The organism is Pseudomonas sp., from assembly GCF_030684895.1.
Taxonomy (GTDB): Bacteria; Pseudomonadota; Gammaproteobacteria; order Pseudomonadales; family Pseudomonadaceae; genus Aquipseudomonas.
The window spans coordinates 42,790-61,311 of the sequence record NZ_JAUXXP010000054.1 but is presented as its reverse complement, the minus strand read 5'-3'; the positions used below and the strand labels follow the sequence as shown (position 1 = coordinate 61,311).

Annotated in this window: 13 protein-coding genes; 2 read left to right on the top strand and 11 right to left on the bottom strand. The window is 58.5% G+C overall.

Annotated elements, in window-relative coordinates; all coding sequences use genetic code 11:
* Positions 1 to 52 precede the first annotated feature (52 nt).
* Both lapG and lapD read left to right on the top strand, forming a co-directional pair.
* Positions 53 to 745: a cysteine protease LapG gene (gene lapG, locus Q8M42_RS12185; RefSeq protein WP_304869982.1), complete on the top strand. Its 693-nt coding sequence runs from the start codon at positions 53 to 55 to the stop codon at positions 743 to 745.
* A gap of 9 nt (positions 746 to 754) precedes the next feature.
* On the top strand, positions 755 to 2,704 hold the full coding sequence (lapD, locus tag Q8M42_RS12180; RefSeq protein ID WP_304869983.1) for a cyclic di-GMP receptor LapD: 1,950 nt from the start codon (positions 755 to 757) through the stop codon (positions 2,702 to 2,704).
* Between the two features lie 177 nt (positions 2,705 to 2,881).
* Here the strand turns inward: lapD and Q8M42_RS12175 are convergent, their stop codons facing one another.
* From Q8M42_RS12175 to Q8M42_RS12125, 11 genes are all read right to left on the bottom strand, one after another.
* Positions 2,882 to 4,288, bottom strand: a complete 1,407-nt coding sequence (locus Q8M42_RS12175) for a sigma-54 dependent transcriptional regulator (RefSeq protein ID WP_304869985.1) — start codon at positions 4,286 to 4,288, stop codon at positions 2,882 to 2,884.
* Positions 4,289 to 4,294: 6 nt separating this feature from the next.
* Positions 4,295 to 5,503 (bottom strand): PAS domain-containing sensor histidine kinase, encoded by a 1,209-nt coding sequence (locus tag Q8M42_RS12170; protein ID WP_304869987.1) that lies wholly within the window; start codon positions 5,501 to 5,503, stop codon positions 4,295 to 4,297.
* A 185-nt stretch (positions 5,504 to 5,688) separates the two neighbouring features.
* Positions 5,689 to 7,161 carry a sigma-54 dependent transcriptional regulator gene (locus Q8M42_RS12165; protein ID WP_304869989.1) on the bottom strand — a complete coding sequence of 491 codons (1,473 nt, stop codon included), beginning with the start codon at positions 7,159 to 7,161 and terminating at the stop codon, positions 5,689 to 5,691.
* A 242-nt stretch (positions 7,162 to 7,403) separates the two neighbouring features.
* The gene (gene fliT / locus Q8M42_RS12160; protein WP_304869991.1) at positions 7,404 to 7,700 is read right to left on the bottom strand and encodes a flagellar protein FliT; all 297 of its coding nucleotides are present in this window, start codon (positions 7,698 to 7,700) and stop codon (positions 7,404 to 7,406) included.
* A gap of 27 nt (positions 7,701 to 7,727) precedes the next feature.
* On the bottom strand, positions 7,728 to 8,108 hold the full coding sequence (fliS, locus tag Q8M42_RS12155; RefSeq protein WP_304869993.1) for a flagellar export chaperone FliS: 381 nt from the start codon (positions 8,106 to 8,108) through the stop codon (positions 7,728 to 7,730).
* A gap of 72 nt (positions 8,109 to 8,180) precedes the next feature.
* Positions 8,181 to 8,573, bottom strand: a complete 393-nt coding sequence (fliS, locus tag Q8M42_RS12150) for a flagellar export chaperone FliS (protein WP_304869994.1) — start codon at positions 8,571 to 8,573, stop codon at positions 8,181 to 8,183.
* Positions 8,573 to 10,036, bottom strand: coding sequence for a flagellar filament capping protein FliD (fliD, locus tag Q8M42_RS12145; RefSeq protein WP_304869996.1), 1,464 nt, complete (start codon positions 10,034 to 10,036; stop codon positions 8,573 to 8,575). The genes fliS (Q8M42_RS12150) and fliD overlap by 1 nt, the downstream gene beginning before the upstream one ends.
* A gap of 76 nt (positions 10,037 to 10,112) precedes the next feature.
* Positions 10,113 to 10,505: a flagellar protein FlaG gene (locus Q8M42_RS12140; protein ID WP_304869998.1), complete on the bottom strand. Its 393-nt coding sequence runs from the start codon at positions 10,503 to 10,505 to the stop codon at positions 10,113 to 10,115.
* A 71-nt stretch (positions 10,506 to 10,576) separates the two neighbouring features.
* A complete protein-coding gene (locus Q8M42_RS12135; RefSeq protein WP_304870000.1) occupies positions 10,577 to 12,061 on the bottom strand; it encodes a flagellin in 1,485 nt (494 codons plus the stop codon).
* A gap of 290 nt (positions 12,062 to 12,351) precedes the next feature.
* Complete coding sequence (locus tag Q8M42_RS12130; protein ID WP_304870002.1) at positions 12,352 to 17,943, bottom strand: glycosyltransferase; 5,592 nt, start codon at positions 17,941 to 17,943, stop codon at positions 12,352 to 12,354.
* Between the two features lie 72 nt (positions 17,944 to 18,015).
* Positions 18,016 to 18,426, bottom strand: coding sequence for an FdtA/QdtA family cupin domain-containing protein (locus tag Q8M42_RS12125; protein WP_304870004.1), 411 nt, complete (start codon positions 18,424 to 18,426; stop codon positions 18,016 to 18,018).
* Positions 18,427 to 18,522: the final 96 nt, after the last annotated feature.

Below are 18,522 nucleotides of genomic sequence, written 5' to 3'. Positions count from 1 at the left end.
AAAATCAGCAGCACCACCTAGACTTTCCCAATCTCCGGCCGAGGCGCGGTACATGCCACCCCGTCAGCTCACTCATGGATGGTTCAAGCGCCTCAACCGAACGTTGCTGGGCGGCTGCATCCTGCTGATCGGTTTGGCCAGCGCCCTGGCCAACTGGGACTTCGGCGTGATCCTGCAGAATGCCGAAAGCCGTTACGGCAACCTCGGCGCAGCCAAGCAGCGCATCCAGGCCTGGGAAGCGCAAATCAAGGCCAGCGCCAATAGCAGCGAAAGAGACAAGCTCACCGAGGTCAACCGCTTCTTCAATCGGCAGATCCGCTTTGTCGACGATATCCAGTTGTGGAAGCAGAACGACTACTGGGCCACGCCCATCGAGATGCTGATCAAGGGCGCCGGCGACTGCGAAGACTATTCCATCGCCAAGTACTTCACCCTGCGCCGCCTTGGCATCCCCAGCGACAAACTGCGTATCACCTACGTCAAGGCGCTCAATTACAACCAGGCGCATATGGTGCTGACCTACTACGCCAGCCCCGGCGCCGAGCCATTGGTGCTGGACAATCTGATCAATGAAATAAAACCCGCCTCGCAGCGCAAAGACCTGCTGCCGGTCTATGCATTTAATGCCGAAGGGCTCTATCTCGCAGGTTCCAATAGCAAAAAGAGCGATACCAAAAAGCTCTCGCGCTGGCAGGACATCTTGAAAAAAATGCGCACGGAGGGCTTCGCCATCGGCGAAGGCTAGGAGGAACCTATGTCTCTACTCAAGCAGCTATTTCTCGCCATCTGCCTGTTCCTGGTAGTGGCCTTTACCGGCAGTTTTATCGCCGGGGTGGAAAGCTCGCGCGAGCAACTGCTCAGCCAGCTGCGCTCCCACGCCCAGGACGCCGCAACCGCGCTGGGCTTGTCGATGACCCCGCACGTGGATGACCCGGCAATGATCGAACTGATGGTCAGCTCGATCTTCGACAGCGGCTACTTCACCAGCATCCGCGTGGTGCGCATCCCCAATGACGAGGTGATTGTCGAACGGCGCAACGACGACGCCATTACGGAAACCGTACCGGTCTGGTTTAGCGAGCTGGTTGATCTGCAACCCCAGGGCGGCGATGCGTTGATCATGCGCGGTTGGGAACAGGCCGCGCGGGTCGAGGTGCTCAGCAACCCGCAATTCGCCCTGGCCAAACTCTGGGACAGCGCCATCGGCAGCCTGGTCTGGCTGTTGCTCTGCGGCCTGGTCAGCGCCGTGCTCGGCGGTTGGCTGCTGCGCACCCAGCTGCGCCCGCTGGACAACATGGTGCAGCAAGCCCAGGCCATCACCCGCCGCGAATTCCTTACCCTGCCCAAGGTGCCGCGCACCCCGGAGCTTAAACGCGTCGTCACCGCCATGAACCAGATGGTGGAAAAACTGAAAACCCTGTTTGCTGAAGAGGCCGCGCGCAGCGAAAAACTGCGTGAAGAAGCCTATCAGGACAGCATCACCGGCCTGGCCAACCGCCGCCTGTTCGATATCCGCCTGGCCCATCAGTTAGTGGTCAGTGAACAAAACGCCGAAGGCTACCTGTTGTTGCTGCGGGTCAATGACCTCGGCGGACTCAATCAGCGCCTCGGCGGTCAGCAGACCGACGCGCTGATTGCCGCCATCGGCGAGCTGCTCAAGCGCCTGCTCAACCAGACCAACCGCTCGGACTGGCTGGCCTCACGCAGCCGGGGTGGCGAATTCAGCCTCCTGGCCCCTGGCATTGGCAGCGAAGAAGCCGACCTGCTCGCCGGCGAGCTGCACACCGGACTGGAAAGCTTGCGCCAGACCGGCGCCAGCGACTGTACGCCGGTGGCACATATGGGCATTGCCGCCTTCCGCCCGGGTGAAGAACCCGTCCAGGTCATCGGCCGTGCCGATCAGGCCCTGGCGCAAGCGCAGAACGACCCAAGCCGCGACTGGGTGCGCCTGGACGACTACAACGCCCAGCCGACCCAGGGCCTGCATGAATGGCGTACCTGGATCGACGATGCGCTGAACAAGCGCAAGCTGCAGCTGTATTTCCAGCCCGTCACGCAATGCGCGGATCGTAACCGGCTGCTGCACCACAAGGTGCTGGCGCGCCTGCTTGACCCACAAGGCGAGGCCATTGCCGCCGGGCGCTTCCTACCCTGGATCGAACGCCTGGGCTGGACCGCGCGCTTTGACCTGGCCATGCTCGAACACAGCCTGGCGCACCTGAGCCAGCATGCTGCGCCACTGGCCCTGAGCCTGTCGGCAGCGACCTTGCGCGACAACGAAACCCTCAAGCGTATGTTCGACATCCTCAGGCAGCACCCACAGCAGGCCAGCCTGCTGACCCTGGAAGTGGACGAACGTCATCTGCCACCGGCGGCCGAGCTGGAAGCGCTTAGCCAGGGCATCCGTGACACCGGCTTCAGCCTCGGCCTGCAGCACTTCGGCGGGCGCTTCAGCCTGATCGGCAACCTCACCCACCTGGGCCTGGCCTACCTGAAACTCGATGGCACCTATATCCGCGCCATCGATCAGGAAAGCGACAAGCGCATGTTTATTGAGGCGGTGTTCCGCGCTACCAACAGCATCGACCTGCCGTTGATTGCCGAGATGGTGGAAACCGAGGGTGAGCTGGCGGTGCTCAAAGAGCTGGGGCTATACGGCGCCATGGGCCGCCTGCTGGGTGCGCCCATGCCGTGGAAGGATTAAGCAGAGACGTAGCCCTGATGTAATCCGGGGAAATATCGAGGATGAGAGCCGCAGGCTGAAATGCGCGAGCTGTAGGGTGGATGACGCTCTTTTCATCCACCATAAGGCCTCTGTTGGTGGATGGGTAAAGCGTCATCCACCCTACGCCTGATCTCGAGTGCTCGTGCAACCCGGGGCTCAGCTGGCAAACAGATAACCTTCCACATCCATCCCGGCATCACGCATCTGCGCTAGTTTGTAGCGCAGGGTGCGGGGGCTGATGCCCAGGCGCTCAGCAGCTTCCTTGCGCCGGCCGCGCTCGGCGCGCAGGGTATCGATGATCATCTGAAACTCATGCCGACGCAGGTCATCACCCAAGGCACCGGCCTCTGCCGGCGAGGTGTCTTGCTGCGCAGGTGCGCTATTGACCACCACCGCCAACAGCGGCTGTGCAGGCGGCGTAACGGCCGAACCAATAGGTGCCAGCAGGCAAAGGTCCTGCGGTTGAATCAGCCCGCCCTGCTGCAGAATCAGCGCACGCTGAATGGCGTTATCCAGCTCACGCACATTGCCCGGCCAGCTATGGCTCATCAGGCTCATCTGCGCCTGCGGGGAAAGACGAATCGGCGCGTGGTTCATTTTCTTCACGTACTTGGCCAGCAGACGCTCGGCAAGCGGCACGATGTCCGCCGGGCGCTCACGCAGCGGTTGCCAGGCCAGCGGGAACACCGACAATCGGTAGTAAAGGTCTTCACGGAAGCGCCCCGCCGCCACCTCTGCAGCCAAGTCGCGGTTACTGGTAGCCAGCACGCGGATATCCAGGGTAATCGGCTTGCGCGCGCCAACCCGCTCCACCTCACGCTCCTGCAGCACGCGCAACAGCTTGGCCTGCAATCCCAGCGGCATTTCAGAAATTTCGTCGAGCAAAATGGTGCCACCCTCGGCCAGTTCGAACTTGCCCGGCGCACTGGCAATTGCCCCGGTAAATGCGCCCTTTTCGTGGCCGAACAGCGTGGCTTCGAGCATGTTGTCCGGAATCGCCGCGCAGTTAATGGCGATAAAGGGTTTGCTGCCGCGTGGCGACTGCTGATGGATAAAGCGCGCCAGCACCTCTTTACCAGTACCGGATTCGCCCGTGATCAACACCGTGGAATCGCTCTGCGCCACCCGCGTGGCCAGGGCCAGTAATTGCACGCTGGCGGGTTCCTCGGCGACTGGACCGTCCTGCTCGCTGACCGAGACTCGGCCCAACGCATGCCGATCAACCAGCGTCAGCAAAGCGTTCGGCTCAAATGGTTTAACCAGATAATCCGCTGCACCTTGGCGCATGGCATCTACCGCGCGCTCCACCGCGCCGAACGCAGTCATCAGCAGCACCGGCAGTTGCGGCTGGCGCTGACGAATCTGCGCGAGCAACTGGTGGCCATCCATGCCGGGCATGTTCACGTCACTGACCACCAGGCCAAACGGCTCTTCGGCAATCGCCAGCAGCGCCGCTTCGGCGCAGTCCACCGCGCGGTAATCATGCCCACCCAGCGCCAGGGTATCGGCCAGTGCCTCGCGCAGTGCGCGGTCATCTTCGACCAATAGAATTTTGCTCGCCATGGATGGTTACTCCTGAATCAAAGGGTGCGTAGCACCAAGCAGCGGCAAGGTGATAATGGCGCAGGTGCCACGCCCCGGCCGCGAACGCAGCTGCACATCGCCCTGATGGGCGCGCGCCACTGCCTTAACCACGGCCAGGCCAAGCCCGGTGCCGGTGGTTTTGGTGGTAAAGAAGGGTTCGCCAAGCCGCGCCAGCGTCGCGCTGTCGATGCCTGGGCCGTTGTCGCTGATGCACAGGCGCAGCGTTTCACCGCGCTGATACAGATGGATCTTCAAACGCGCTTCACGGCCGCCGGCCTGAATCGCGTTTTCGATCAGGTTGAGCACGGTGCCGACCAGGGTGTCGCGGTTGCACAGCAACTCGCCGGCGCGGCTGTCGCATTGCCAACGCACCTGCATATCCAGCACATGGGGTTCGGCGGCGCTGCGCAACGCATCGAACAGTGCCTTGGGCGCCAGACGATCCGGCAGCGGCAGCTCGCCACGGGCAAAGATCAGCATGTCGCGCACCTGATGCTCCAGCTCGTGCAGGCGCTCTTTCAGACGGCCAGCAAAGCGCTGTTGCTGTTCAACTGGCAACACCTGTTCTGTCAGGTGACTGGCGTAGAGCAATGCAGCCGAGAGCGGCGTACGAATCTGGTGAGCCAGAGAAGCAACCATGCGGCCCAAGGCAGATAACCGTTCGTGGCGTGACAGCTGATCCTGCAAGCGCCGGGTTTCTGTCAGGTCGGTTAATAGCACCAACTGGCCAGGTTCGGCATGCAAAGAACGAGTGGCAATCGACAGGCGCCGGCCATCCTTCAGGGAAATTTCGTGGCCGTCATCCTCACGCGGGGCAAAGTTGCGCGCGATGACTTGACGCCAGAGCATGCCCACCAACGGCTGGCCGAGCAGATTACGCGCCACCGGGTTGGCCTCACGCACCACGCCCTGGCCATCAATGACGATGACCCCGCCAGGCAACAGATCCAACAGGCTCTGCAGACGGTGAGCCAGACGCTCTTTCTCGGCCAGCTCCTGCATACGCTGGGCGCTGACCAGGGCCAACTGGCCCTTGAGTTCAGTCACCCGTGCTTCCAGCATGCTGTAGCTGGTACTGAGCTGGGTAGACATCTGATTGAACAAGGCAAAGGCCTGTTCGAGCCCGGCACGGCTGGCCTGCTCCACGGGAGCGGGCGCTTCGGATTCTTCAGGGCGTTGGGCGTTAGCGTTCATGGTTCTCTCTCGCGCAGCGAGCCGTCATAAGACAGTCAGTTGCAAGAGAGATAGCAATACCCGTGCCTGAAAAAATATCCTTTTAAATCAATGCTGTAAAAAACAAAGCCGAAGATTTCGTCAAACCTTCGGCTTTATTGAAGGGGCAGGCGCCAAGTCACTGACGATTGCCTGTTACAGAAAGGTCAGTCGTCCAGCCCCTCATCATCACGTCGACTCATGCCGTACTTGCGCATCTTCTCGACAAGGGTGGTGCGACGAATGCGCAAACGCTCAGCCGCCCGCGCCACCACACCACTGGCATCATCGAGCGCCTGTTGAATCAAGCCCTGCTCAAGGTTGCCCAGGTAATCCTTCAGGTCCAGGCCTTCGGGCGGCAGCATGGCCATCGAATCCACACCCGGCAGACCGGCCAGAATTGTCGCGCGCTCATCCAGGTCGTCACGCAGGCTGGCAACCAGACTTTCGTCCTCATCATCGACATGGCGGAATTTCTTCGGCAGCTCGCCCACGCCAATCACGCCATAGGGATGCATGATCGCCATGCGTTCGACCAGGTTGGCCAACTCGCGCACGTTACCCGCCCAGTCATGCCGACACAGCGACATGATCGCTGCCGAGTTGAAACGAATGGAACCGCGCTTCTCGAACTCCATGCGCGAGATCAGCTCATTCATCAGCAGCGGAATATCCTCGATGCGCTCGCGCAGCGGGGCCATTTCGATCGGGAAGACGTTAAGGCGGTAATACAGATCCTCACGGAAGCTGCCGTCCTCGATCATTTTCTCGAGATTCTTGTGCGTGGCAGCAATGATCCGCACATCGGCGCTCTGGGTCTTGTTGCTACCCACCCGCTCGAAGGTGCGCTCCTGCAATACGCGCAGCAACTTCACCTGCATCGGCAGCGGCATGTCGCCGATTTCATCAAGAAACAGCGTGCCGCCGTTGGCCAGCTCGAAACGCCCCGCCCGGCTGGTGATCGCACCGGTAAACGCGCCTTTCTCATGGCCAAATAACTCGCTCTCAAGCAACTCAGCAGGAATTGCGCCGCAGTTAACCGGTACAAAAGGCGCCTCACGGCGCTTGGAGTGGTAATGCAGATTGCGCGCAACCACCTCCTTGCCCGTGCCTGACTCGCCAAGGATCAGCACGCTGGCCTCGGTATCAGCCACCTGTTGCATCATCTGCCGCACTTGCTGAATGGCCCGACTGGTGCCGACCAGACTACGGAACAGATTGGTCTCGCGCTGCCGCCCGCGCTCGCGGGCCTGGTCATACATCTCGCGGTAAACCTGAGCGCGGTGCAGAGAGTCGAGCAGCTTGTTGTAGCTCACTGGCATTTCCAGCGTCGCCAGCACGCTACGACGCTGCTCTTCCGGCCACTCGGCAGCGGCCTGATCGTTGATCAGCAGCGTCGGCAGAAACTCATCCCAGGCCGCCAGCTGCTTGAGCATGTCCAGCACGCCACCTTTGGCTTTCACTTCGCCAAGCACCACGCTGAGCACTTCACGACTGGACGCCAACTCCGCGACGCATTGACGCCAGTTCTGGCTATCGCTGGCCAGATGATCTTCACCGAGAAAATTCAAGATCACCGTCAAGTCACGACGGCGCTCGCTGTTATCGTCAATCAGGAGGATTTTGGTTTCACGCCACATAATTTTATTTACTGATCCTGGAGTGAAAAACGCGCCCGCCGCCCAAATACCGCTCAATCCAGCGACGGCAACTGGCCACTAGTTAAGTCAATTTTTTGTTAATAGTCAATTTTATGGCGTGCTTTTTATTGTGTCCGCCAAGCAGACTAAGCAGCTGTTTAACAAAGAAGGGGGAATATCGGAGCAGAACGTAGACAAATGCCAGAGGGTCGATACTAGGCAGCACCGACCGAAAACGCCAATCAACCAAACAGCTGGTAAACCTTGGCGCCTTGTTGCGACTGATTCAGTTGTACAAGCTCATGAGCCAAGCGCTGCTGTTCGGCCTGGCAAACGCTAACCAGCTCGCGATAAAGATCCAGTAACTCCTGCATACGCGCACGTAGAGTCTCTTCATCGCCGGCAGACTCAACCATGGCTTCGTCAACAGCCTGGCGGCACTGCAGATCTAGCTCGCCAATGGCGGCCCAATCCTGAGTAGCCAAAGCAGTACGCAACGCGCTACCGGTTTCTTCTAGACGCTGCACGGATGAACTCATAAACAATTCCTCAGGCGGGAAACAGCATCACTCAGCGATGGCATCCCAGCCAGCTTTTACATTACGCAGCAGGCCTGCGACTTCATCCAGCGGCGCAGTTTCATTCTGCACATTGGCTTCAACCAAACGCGAAGTCATGTACTCATACAGGCTATCCAGATTGGCAGCCACTTCACCGCCCTGCTCCAGATTTAAACCTTCGCGCAAGCCGCCAATGATGCCGATGGCTTTACTGATCAGCTCGCCTTTGAGGGCGACTTGATTGCGCTCCATGGCACCACGAGCTTGGGCCAAACGGGTGAGCCCACCCTCCATCAACATCTGGATCAGCCGATGCGGGCTGGCTTCAATAGCCTGCGCCTGGGTGTTGACGGTTTGATACTGCTTGAGGGCCGCCATCGCGTTCATCGTTGTTCTCGCTGTTCTGTTTGCTGGATACCTTGGGTATCGGCGCTACAGAGCAAAGCTTTAGCAACGAAATCAGTTTCCTACAGCCGGCTCAACCTCTGGGCCGATGGCATCCCAAGCGCTTTTGATCTGCTCAAGCAGCGCCTGAACCTCATCCAGAGTACGCGGCGTACTGTCGAGCGCTACACCGGCCAACCGGCGCGTCATGTAGTCGTAGAGCGAATCCAGGTTCTCGGCAATTTCACCGCCCAACTCTTTGTCCAAGCTCGCCTGCAATACGCCGAGGATGGTGATAGTGCTGCCAACGGCCATGCCGCGAATCTCGGCATCCCCCTCAACCTGTGCATGCTTGGCCAACATTACCCTTTGCAACGCCCCCTCAAGCAGCAGTTGAACAGTGCGATAGGGCGAAACATCGTGGCTGGTATTGACCTGTTTGTAGGTATCAATCGGCTTCTTGCTCATTACTTATCCTTTTTCACGAAACCTGGCAGGCTGGCGAGTTGATTGGCCAGGCTTTCGCTGGTTTGTTTTAGCCGGCCGACAAGGGAGTCCATAGCGTTGTACTGAGCATAAAGACGCGTCTGCAGACTCTCGACCCGAACAGCCAATACTTTGCGCTGCTCATCGACACTCTGCTTGGTAACCTGCAATGCATCAGTACGCTGCTTAAGCACACCCGTGGCTCCCACATATGAGCCAACAGATTTGGACAGACGCCCCATCAGTCCATTATCGCCTGCGAGGTAACCGGCAACCTGATCGAAATTGCCGTCCAACGCTTTAGTTAGTTTTGTGTCATCAATCTTGAGCTGACCAGTTTTCCAATCAGACGTAATCCCCAAATCTGCCAGTGCACGAACCCCGCCCTCACCAGTCATATTGACCATTTCATTACGCAAGCTGGACAGCACATTGCGAATAGATGAGTCACCGAGCAAAGGGCCCGTTACCGGCTTACCGCCATCGACCGGCACAACGGCTGTCAGCTGAGAAGTCGTACTGATCAACGCGTTGTAAGCATCAACAAACTTCTGCAGGTTGGTTTTCACACCACTTTTATCGACCCCAACAGTGACGCTGATGGTTTTGCCATCGGCCAAATCTGTAGAGCTCTGTGCCGCAGTGAGATCAAGCGTTACGCCCTCTAGTGCGTCCTCAATACGGTTAGTGTCGCGGACCAATTCCAAACCATCAATGGATATCTTGGCCGACTGGGCCTTGGTGATAACACCACCAGCACCCGTAGTGGAGTTGGGTTTAAGGAAGGCATCGGCATTGCCGGGGTCAACCGCTGGAGTAAACGCCTGAGACGTCAACACGTTGGCTCCAGTCGTCACATTGTCTTCGTTGGCCACGACCTGAATGTCATTGCCAGCACCACTCTTGGTGGAGCTCAGAACCAGCCGCGAACCTGAATCATCGGTGATGATCGTGGCACTCACACCGCTGCTTTTGCCGGCTTCATTGATTGCGTCGCGCATACCGGCCAGGGTGTTATTGCTGGAAGTAATGTTGACGTTGAAGCTCGAGCTGCCCGCAGAAATAGTAAGCACGCCGCTATTAAATGTGGCGGTGTTGCCACCAGTAACCGACTGCAGCGCTACCTTACTGCTGGTCGCCAACTGCTTGACCTGAACGTTGTAGTTGCCTGCAGGGGCAGTGGTTGCGGCAGTAACCTTAAGGGCACTGGTGTTGGATGAGCTCGCCGTTCGCGACTCGAACAAGGAAGCCTTATTCAGCGAGTCGACGGCAGTTTTGAAGGTATTCAGCGCGCTGGTTAGCGAGCCCACGGCCGAGATGCGCGCAACGGTGGTCTTCTCGAGACGGTCCAACTGACTGGTCTTTGGCGCCCTTTCGGCATTGACCAACGCTGTGACGATTTCGTCGATTTTGATTCCTGAGCCAATGCCCGTAATCCCGACCATGCTTCACCTCGCCAAAATAATGACTGCAACACGCTAGATAAGCGTTAACAGTCAAAAGCTGTGCCAACCTTGTTGGCTAGGCCTCAGCTTTGAATAACAAACTACGAACCTCCGAAAGATTCTCTGCCAACTGCAGCGCTTCTTCAGAAGGAATTTGCCGGATCACATCACCCGACCCTGCATCAGTCACCTTGACCACGACACGCCCACTGCCCTCTTCGAGGGAAAAATTCAGGCTACGACGTACCGATTGGACAAAGTCCTGAATCGTCGCAACTGCAGCTTCGACCTCTTCGCGAGAGGCCGCGGAGCCATTTTCAACCTTTGTGGCACTACCGGTTGCAGCGTCTTCAGAAGGCTTACGCTCAACAGCATCAGCCACAACTTTGGCAGAGGCATTTGGCGCACGCTCTGCTTTGGAAGCAACAGCGGTGGATGCAGACGAACCTTGAATAGAACCAATGTCCATAACTTTCTCCTCAGAATGAGGGAACGGGGAGAAGAGCTAAGCCCTTCTCCCCGCAGTCTAGCGCTTTACCCTTAGCCGAGCAGGCTGAGTACAGCCTGTGGCAACTGGTTAGCCTGGGCCAAGATCGCGGTACCGGCCTGCTGCAGGATCTGATTTTTGGTCAGCTCCGAGGTTTCAGCAGCAAAGTCAGTATCACGAATCCGGCTGCGAGCAGCAGAGGAGTTCTCAGAGATGTTCTGCAGGTTCGAGATAGTGTTCTCGAAACGGTTTTGAACAGCACCGAGTTGGGCACGCTGGCTATCGATGTTGGAAATTGCACCGTTGATGATACCCAGAGCGTCCTGTGCACCTGTTGCCGTACTGATATCGATGGTATTCACCGCATTCAGTTCACTGAAACCATCAGTACCCAAACCACCAGTCAAGCCATTCACACTGAAGGCATCAGCAGCTTCGAGTTGAACTTGACCGTCTGCACGCGCACCACCGCCAGTAACGATAGTTGCAGCAGTGCCCACATCAGTCTTCCCATCGAAGCTCTTCGCTTGCAGCGTAGCACCGCCGGAGCCTGCGAAGTTACTGATGCTGATGGCATCACCACGGGAGCTAACCAGCTCAATGGTGCTACCTTTAGACACTGCGGAGATACCAGTCTTGCCAGTTTCGCGGTTGATTGCATCAGCCAGAGCAGACAGATCACTCAGGTCACTGACTACTGCAGAAACAGAAGTAGCGTCTTTTGCAAGAGACTTGCTGGTCAGGCCGGACAGATCAAAAGAAACAGTACCCGAGGCAGTAATACCACCTAGTGTGGCTACAGTTCTGGCGTTGGCCGTGACGCCGGTTTCATCGCTCTTGGAGTTAATTGCACGAGCCACTTCACTCGCCGAGCCGCTGGCTGCACCAGCGATGGCTACATCACCATCAGACAGTTTGGAGTTGACGTTGAACGAAGAACTGCCGTAGGCACTGCCTGATGTAGCACTGAAGGCAGCACCAGAAGCAGTAGCAGTGGCAGCAGCGCCATCGGTGGTGAAGCGGTTGATACCGATACGGTCAGTTGCAGCGGAGCCGATCGATACGCTGATGGTTTCGTAAGCGTTAGCACCTACTTGGAAGCTTTGCGAACCGAAGGAGCCGTCGAGAATCTTACGGCCACCGAAGCTGGTGGTTTCAGAAATACGGTTCAGTTCTTGTTGCAACTGCGACACTTCGCCTTGCAGGGCTGCACGCTCAGTGGCGCCGTTAGAACCGTTGGCCGATTGCAGGGCCAAGTCACGGATACGTTGCAGAATGCCAGTCGACTGCTGCAGTGCACCTTCAGCGGTTTGCGCCAGGGAGATGCCGTCGTTGGAGTTACGGGTCGCAACGTTCAGACCGTTTATCTGGCTGGTCAGACGGTTGGAAATCTGCAAGCCGGCGGCGTCATCCTTGGCACTGTTGATGCGGAAGCCTGTGGACAGGCGCTGCAACGAAGTATCCAAGCCTTTGGATGAGCTATTGAGGTTACGCTGAGTGTTGAGTGACGCTACGTTTGTGTTGACTGTAAGGGCCATGGTGTTTGCCTCCAAAGGACCGTGCTACTGAGATTGTCTGAGCCTGCGAGCTTCGGGCCTGCTTTGCTCAGACGCCCCATAAAGTTCGCATTCGATCTTTATATCGGCGGCCTTAGGAGCAGCTTTAGCAACTCGTTCTATTTTTTTTTCCACAAACAGAACAATTACTTAAGCAGCAAAGCCGAGAAAAACTTGGTATCTGCCGACATCCCGACGGCAAATACCGAGTTCTTCACATACAAAAACAGCCCATTCCTTCAACCTGAACCCTCGCTAGCACTTTGTCGGCATCAATCAGGCAACCATGAGGCTCTCCACACCTCAAGATTTTCCCCGTCGAGCATCCAGCCGTGCTGCACCTGCCGGCGCAGCTCATCACCCATCCTGGCACTCGCGTCCAGATCACTGATGTGCATGCGAATTGCGTCGACCCAGTCCTTGAAGCGATTTTTCACCCGGGTTACCGGCAACGCCCCCTGGTAACACACCAGATCACTGCAGATAACCGGGAAGCCACAAGCGCCGTACTCAAGAAGACGCAAGTTGCTTTTGCATTCATTGAACAGATTCTGCTCGACCGGAGCCAAAGCAAGGTCCAGATCCAGGTTGGCCAATGCGGCCGGGTACAGATCAATTGCAACGCCCACATGCATCTCATGCACGTAAGGACGGATTACTTCCGGGCACATGCCCATAAACACCCACTCGACCTCACCTGCCAGCTCCTTGACCACATCAGTGATCAATTCCAGATCACCGGTGTGGCTAACGCCACCCGCCCAACCGACCCGAGGCTTCCTTCCTCGCCGCCGCATGGACGACAGGCCGCTCCACCAATCCACCGGCAAGCGGTTCTCAACTACCCGAATATCGCCATGCAACCCGGCAAAGGCCTCAGCCAACGGCGCAGTGGATACCGTGAAGCGATCAACAAAGCTCAGCCCCTTGCGCAGCGACTTGAGTATGTCCTTCGGCATCTGCGGACGATGCACACTCTTGAGCGGCAGGTTGGGCAGGTAATCATCCAGCTCATAAATGGTGAATGCCTGCGAGAATTTCTTGATGCGGCGCATGGCGTCCAGGCGCTCGTCACCGATCTGGCGCTGCAGCACGATCACGTCCGGGTCAAGGCGCTCCAAGTCCGGCACCTGCAACAGCCCGATAGACATCATGCCATCAGCCATACCACTCTCTTTAAGCGCCGAGAACGGTTTGATCACACGGTAGTTACCACAACCAAAGGGGTCCGCAGGATGCGCCAGCACCACTGGCAGCGGGCGCCAGCTCAGTGGGCGCCAGGTCAGACCAGAGTCGACTTCCAGATCAAAACCGCGACCACTCAACGCCAGATTACGGTTATAGGCAGGGTCACGCGCAATGTCGGCCAGGTGACGCTCGTAGAGAGCGTCCTGCTCGGCCACATCGGGCTCTCGATATACATGTTCATGCATCAGCACTGCATGGGCAGCCCATACGGTCAGGTAGCCCGCAGCACGTACCCGCAGACAGAAATCGACATCGCGGTAAGCATTCAGCGTGGTATCCAGCCCGCCGAGCTGACGAAAGATGTCGGCGCGCACCATCAGACAGGCATCACTCACGGCGCTGTAGTTCTGATCGACCTGCAGGCGTTGCAGATAGCCCGCACTGTTCATTGCCTCACCGGCGAATGCCCGGCCAGCAGGCCCCCGCAACCCGAGCAGTAAGCCGGCTTGATCAATACGTCCATCGCCGCTCAACAGTTTGCCGCCAACAACACCGACTTCAGGGCGTTGCGCATGATTGAGCAGCTCGTCCAGCCAGACTTCACTCACCGCCACCGACTCAGCAGACAACAGCAGCAGGTATTCACCCTGAGCGGCCATGGCTGCCTGGTTCTGGGCCTGGACGATATCGCCCGCCGAGACAACCCTGAGCCGGGCATCAGCCAGACCGGCAATACCCTGCAACCACACTTGAGTATCCGCATCCAGTGCATCGTGGCCACCGAACAGAATCTCGTAATGTGCGTAACGGGTTTTCTCGAGCAGACTCTCCAGACAGCGCTGCAGACAGGCCAAAGAGGCGTCAATAGCGATGATGATCGATACCAGCGGGGTATTCGAATGGCCGTAATCGATGCGGTAACGTGCAGGTAGCCCTGGAATAACCCGCGCCTGATAACCGCGCTGGGCCAGATGACGCTCAATCACTCGCCGCTCATCTGGGTTATCCCGCAGCGCAGGCGCATCGGTGATCAGCAGTGGCTCATCAACATGCCCCAGCCCAAGCAGACCCTGTGCCTCAATCAGCCTGGTGAGCAAGTCGAACTCCAGGGCTTCGGCAAACTGCGCATCAAAACCACCGACAGCCAGAAACACATCACGCCGGAACAACCAGTGCCGCGCAATGACCAGTGGGAAGCTAAGCAGCAGATCCAGGTTGAAGCTCGGCAGAAATGCCCCGCCCAGACTGCCATCAGGCAAGCGCTGCAACTGGTCACCATAAATTGCACGGCACTCCGGATTTGCCGCCAGCTCCAGCCCTGCGACCATCAAGCCACTCGGGGTGAACTCATCGCCGGCGCGGGCCAACATGAACCAGGAGAAATCGCTTTCACTCACTACGTGGTTAATCTGTGCTGCCAGGCTTGCGTCGCTCAATCGAACGAAGTGCAACTTATCCCCCGCAGAGGTCTTCGGTACATCAGCGCTACTGGTCAGCACCACGATCTTCAGGGTGGCATACAGGCAGCGCTCGCCGATCAGGCTCTTCAGGGTTTGCATCAACAGCGCTGATTGCCCATCCAGATCGAGCACGATGATGCCGATCAGCGGTCCGCCGTCATGTTCTTGCAGGTACTGATTAATTAAGCGGTTTTCCGTCTTGGTTGGCAGGCGCTCCGCCAGCCAACGCTGCAGGGTGGGAACATCAGTACATCTGTCTGCCGAGATACCCAAACGCTGCAGCATATCCCCGCGCTCACGCGTCAATACCTCACTGTCCGAACCGGGGTAACGCTGATACAGCAGTTGATAGAGCGCCGGGAAGTTCTTCCGCTCCCGACCCAGCATGTGATCGTCACTGGTGCTCTGCTCGCGCGTATGAACTTCGCTGGTCACAACCGGCACATGGACAAAGGGGTAGCGCGTGGCCAGACGAAGGAGCATGTCCCAGTCTTCGAACGCAGCCAGCCCAGTATCAAATTCGCCGACTTCACCTAGCATGCTGCGCGGGTGCGCCCAGGTATTGACCGGGATGTAGTTCTGCGTAAATAGACGGTCGCGATCAAACACCTCGTGCTTGAACGGCTGGCCACGGCCTAGCTCGATGCGCTGGCCGTTCTCCAGCTTTTCGTTAACGTACTCGACGCCGGTATAGATAACGCTGCCCGGATGCTGTTCAAAGGCCTCAGCCAGCACGGCCAGGTGATTGGGCAGGTATATATCGTCGTCGTCGAGATAGACGACATAGCGTCCGCGCGCCTGCTTGAGACCGGCGTTACGCGCGGCCGACAGGCCCTGATTGCGCCCCTGACGGATATAGGTGATGGGGAAGTCGTAGACCGCCAGCAGGTGCTCAACCGGCTCTCCATTATCGTTGATCAGGATGACTTCAAAATCGCACAGCGTCTGGCTGCCAACGCTTGCCAGAGCATCCTTCAGCAGATCGGGACGGTTGTAGGTGGTGAGAATTATGGAAAACAAACACTGCGCGACCGAATCATCGGCACTCTGTTCCAGCAGCGCGCGGCGTATGGCATCAATGCGCACTTGCAGCGGCGCCCTGAACTCCGCCGAGTAGGCCTCGATACGCTGACGATAGAGTTGCCAGATAGGTTGCGCGGCGTCCCGCATGCGCACGCGGGTCGCCGCGTCATCCAAGCACAGCTCGAGAATTTCGGTGTGCTCACGCAGCGGTCGGTCGCTGCCATAGAAGCTCTTGGATATCTGCCCACCATGTACTCGGTAGCCGACGCTGGGCTGACGCAGGAAGACAAAGTCGGGCGCCACATGAGCCAGGCGAATCCACAGTTCCCAGTCGCCGGCGAGCATGTCGTGGCGGTGGATGCCACCTTCTGGCAGTGCGACGAGGTGCAGCGAGCTACGGCGCAACATGGCGGCAGAAGGCGTGATGTAGTTGTCGAAGCACAGCAGATCAATCACTTCGTCGCGCCCACCGCAATAGGATGCGCGCCGGTGCCCCGGGTGGTCCGCGTACTGCTGCCGCACACCCTTCTCGTCGATCCAGTAGCACTGGGTATAGCCCAGCGCAGCCTGCGGACTGGCATCCATGGCTTCGACCAGTGAGGCAAGGTGACCTGGGTAGAGCACGTCATCGGAACCCAGCACCACCACATAACGCCCGCGTCCAGCCGCCGCGCATTTGTTGTAGTTACCGGTCATGCCGAGGTTCTGGGCGTTAACTTCGAAATGCAGGCGCGGCTCGCCGGCATAAAGTTTCAGCACGTCCAGGCTGTCATCTTTCGAGCAGTCGTCGTAGACCACTACCTCAAGCCGCACACCCTCCTGGGCCAGGATCGAATCGATGGTCTGGGCCAGGAATGCGGCGTTGTTGTAGGACATCACCGCTACGGTGACGTCGACGCCCTCTTCCTGCGGCTCGGCAGGCAGCGGTTCGGGCAACGTTCTACGGCGCCGCCCTGCGAGCTCACCCTGCAGAGTCGCGACGCCCAGCGGCTGCTCCGGCTGCTCCGGCTGCCCCTGGCTGGCGCGCTGCGCATCCTGAGCCAGCCATTGGCGCAGTGCCTCGATGGGGATTTCCACGTTCCAGTGGTAGACGACGCTGTGGGTGCCAGGCAATCCCTTGACGGGGTGATAGACCAGGCGCACCCCCACGGCAGCGGCCAGGGCGTGGAAGAACCAGTACCACATCTGCGGGTTGTCCTGGATCAGCATAACCAGCGTGCCGCCCCGGGGCATCCATAGAAGGTTGGCGGCCGCCGCACCAGAGCCCAGAATCGCCAGTTCGCAGCCCGCAAGCGCACGCACTTGCGAGGCGAAATCGCGCACCTCCGGCTGAAAGGCCTGGAAGCATTCGCCATTGAGCTGGCGGATCAGCTCCTGTTGATTGACGATGGTGCGGCCGTTACCGCCCGGCGGTCGGATCAGATAGGCCCTGTCCCGGCCATCGAGCGCAGAACAACGGGCCCTGACCCGGTTGGCCATCCAGGCGATGGCCGGCGGATAGAGATGATATTCGTCACCGCGATAGACGTAGCCTGCACGCGGCTCCCAGATATCGGCGGCGTCGGAGAAATGATGCAGCACGTCCACCTGACAGGCGCGCCCCGGCTGTACACAGACCGTACGCTCGCGCGGCCAGAACAAGGCCAGAGCGTCCATGATAGAGGCAGGCAAGCCGGCCTCGACCAGTACAACGGTATCCTGCGGCAGATCGGCCTGTTCGATCCAGTAGAAACGCCCGAGTTTCTCGCTCAGCCAGTGCGCATAGTTACCGTTTTCCCAGCCGAAGAAGCTAATGGCACTGGCCACCTGCAACGGCTCGCCCTTACCACTGAAGAATTCGCAGGCACCGCTGTCATCGAGACGCAACCCGTGCTTTTCGTACCAGGCGTTATTCAACCGCCCGAGGTTGTCGTAGACACCATCGCAGACATACTCGCCATGGGCGATGTCGCCAATACCGGCCATGCCAGCGACTAGGCGCACGCTATGAAAACGCCCGCGGTACTGCGCCAGCATGCGTTGCCGAGCCTGGCGCACGCTCTCAGGCAGGGAGAACCCCACCATCTCCAGCGGCGCTGGCGACCAGCTCTCGGCAGCAGCCAGCTCGGCCAGATCGGCACAACCCTTGGCGCTCCTAGCAGGAACGACCCTGGCGCTGACCACTGCGTCTGACAGATGACTTCCCTGGGGCATGCAGAAAACTCCGATCAAAAAAAGTAAAAACCGGCCAGCCGGACCATGGCGACCGCATGCGACGGCGAAGGCTTACTTGCAGTTGGCCGCGAGGGAGAACTGGTCGTAGTCGCGGAAGTAGTCGTCTTCGCTGTAGTGCTCGGACGCCAGCACCATGCACACCGAACCACTGGAGAAGTTGTCGATCTCGCGCCAGATCATTGGCGGAATATAGAGCCCGTAATAGGAACGATTGAGGTGGTACTTAAACTTGGTTCGCCCATCGTCCAGCAGAATGTCGAAACTGCCCGACATGGCGATCAACAACTGATGCAGCCCCTTGTGCGCATGGCCGCCGCGGTGAGAGCCGCCGGGTACATCATAGAGGTAGTACACGCGCTGGATGTCGAAGGGAATGTGTCGCCCACCCTCAATGAAGGTGAGATTACCGCGCCGATCCTCGATGATCGGCAGGTCGATGATCTTGCAGTGCTGAAGAGACATAGAGCGCTCCAAATACGCTGGTGAAACCCGTTCCTAGCTGCCTCTCGATCACACCCAGGTAACCGAGCCCCATGCAGTTACTGCGTCAAGAAAACA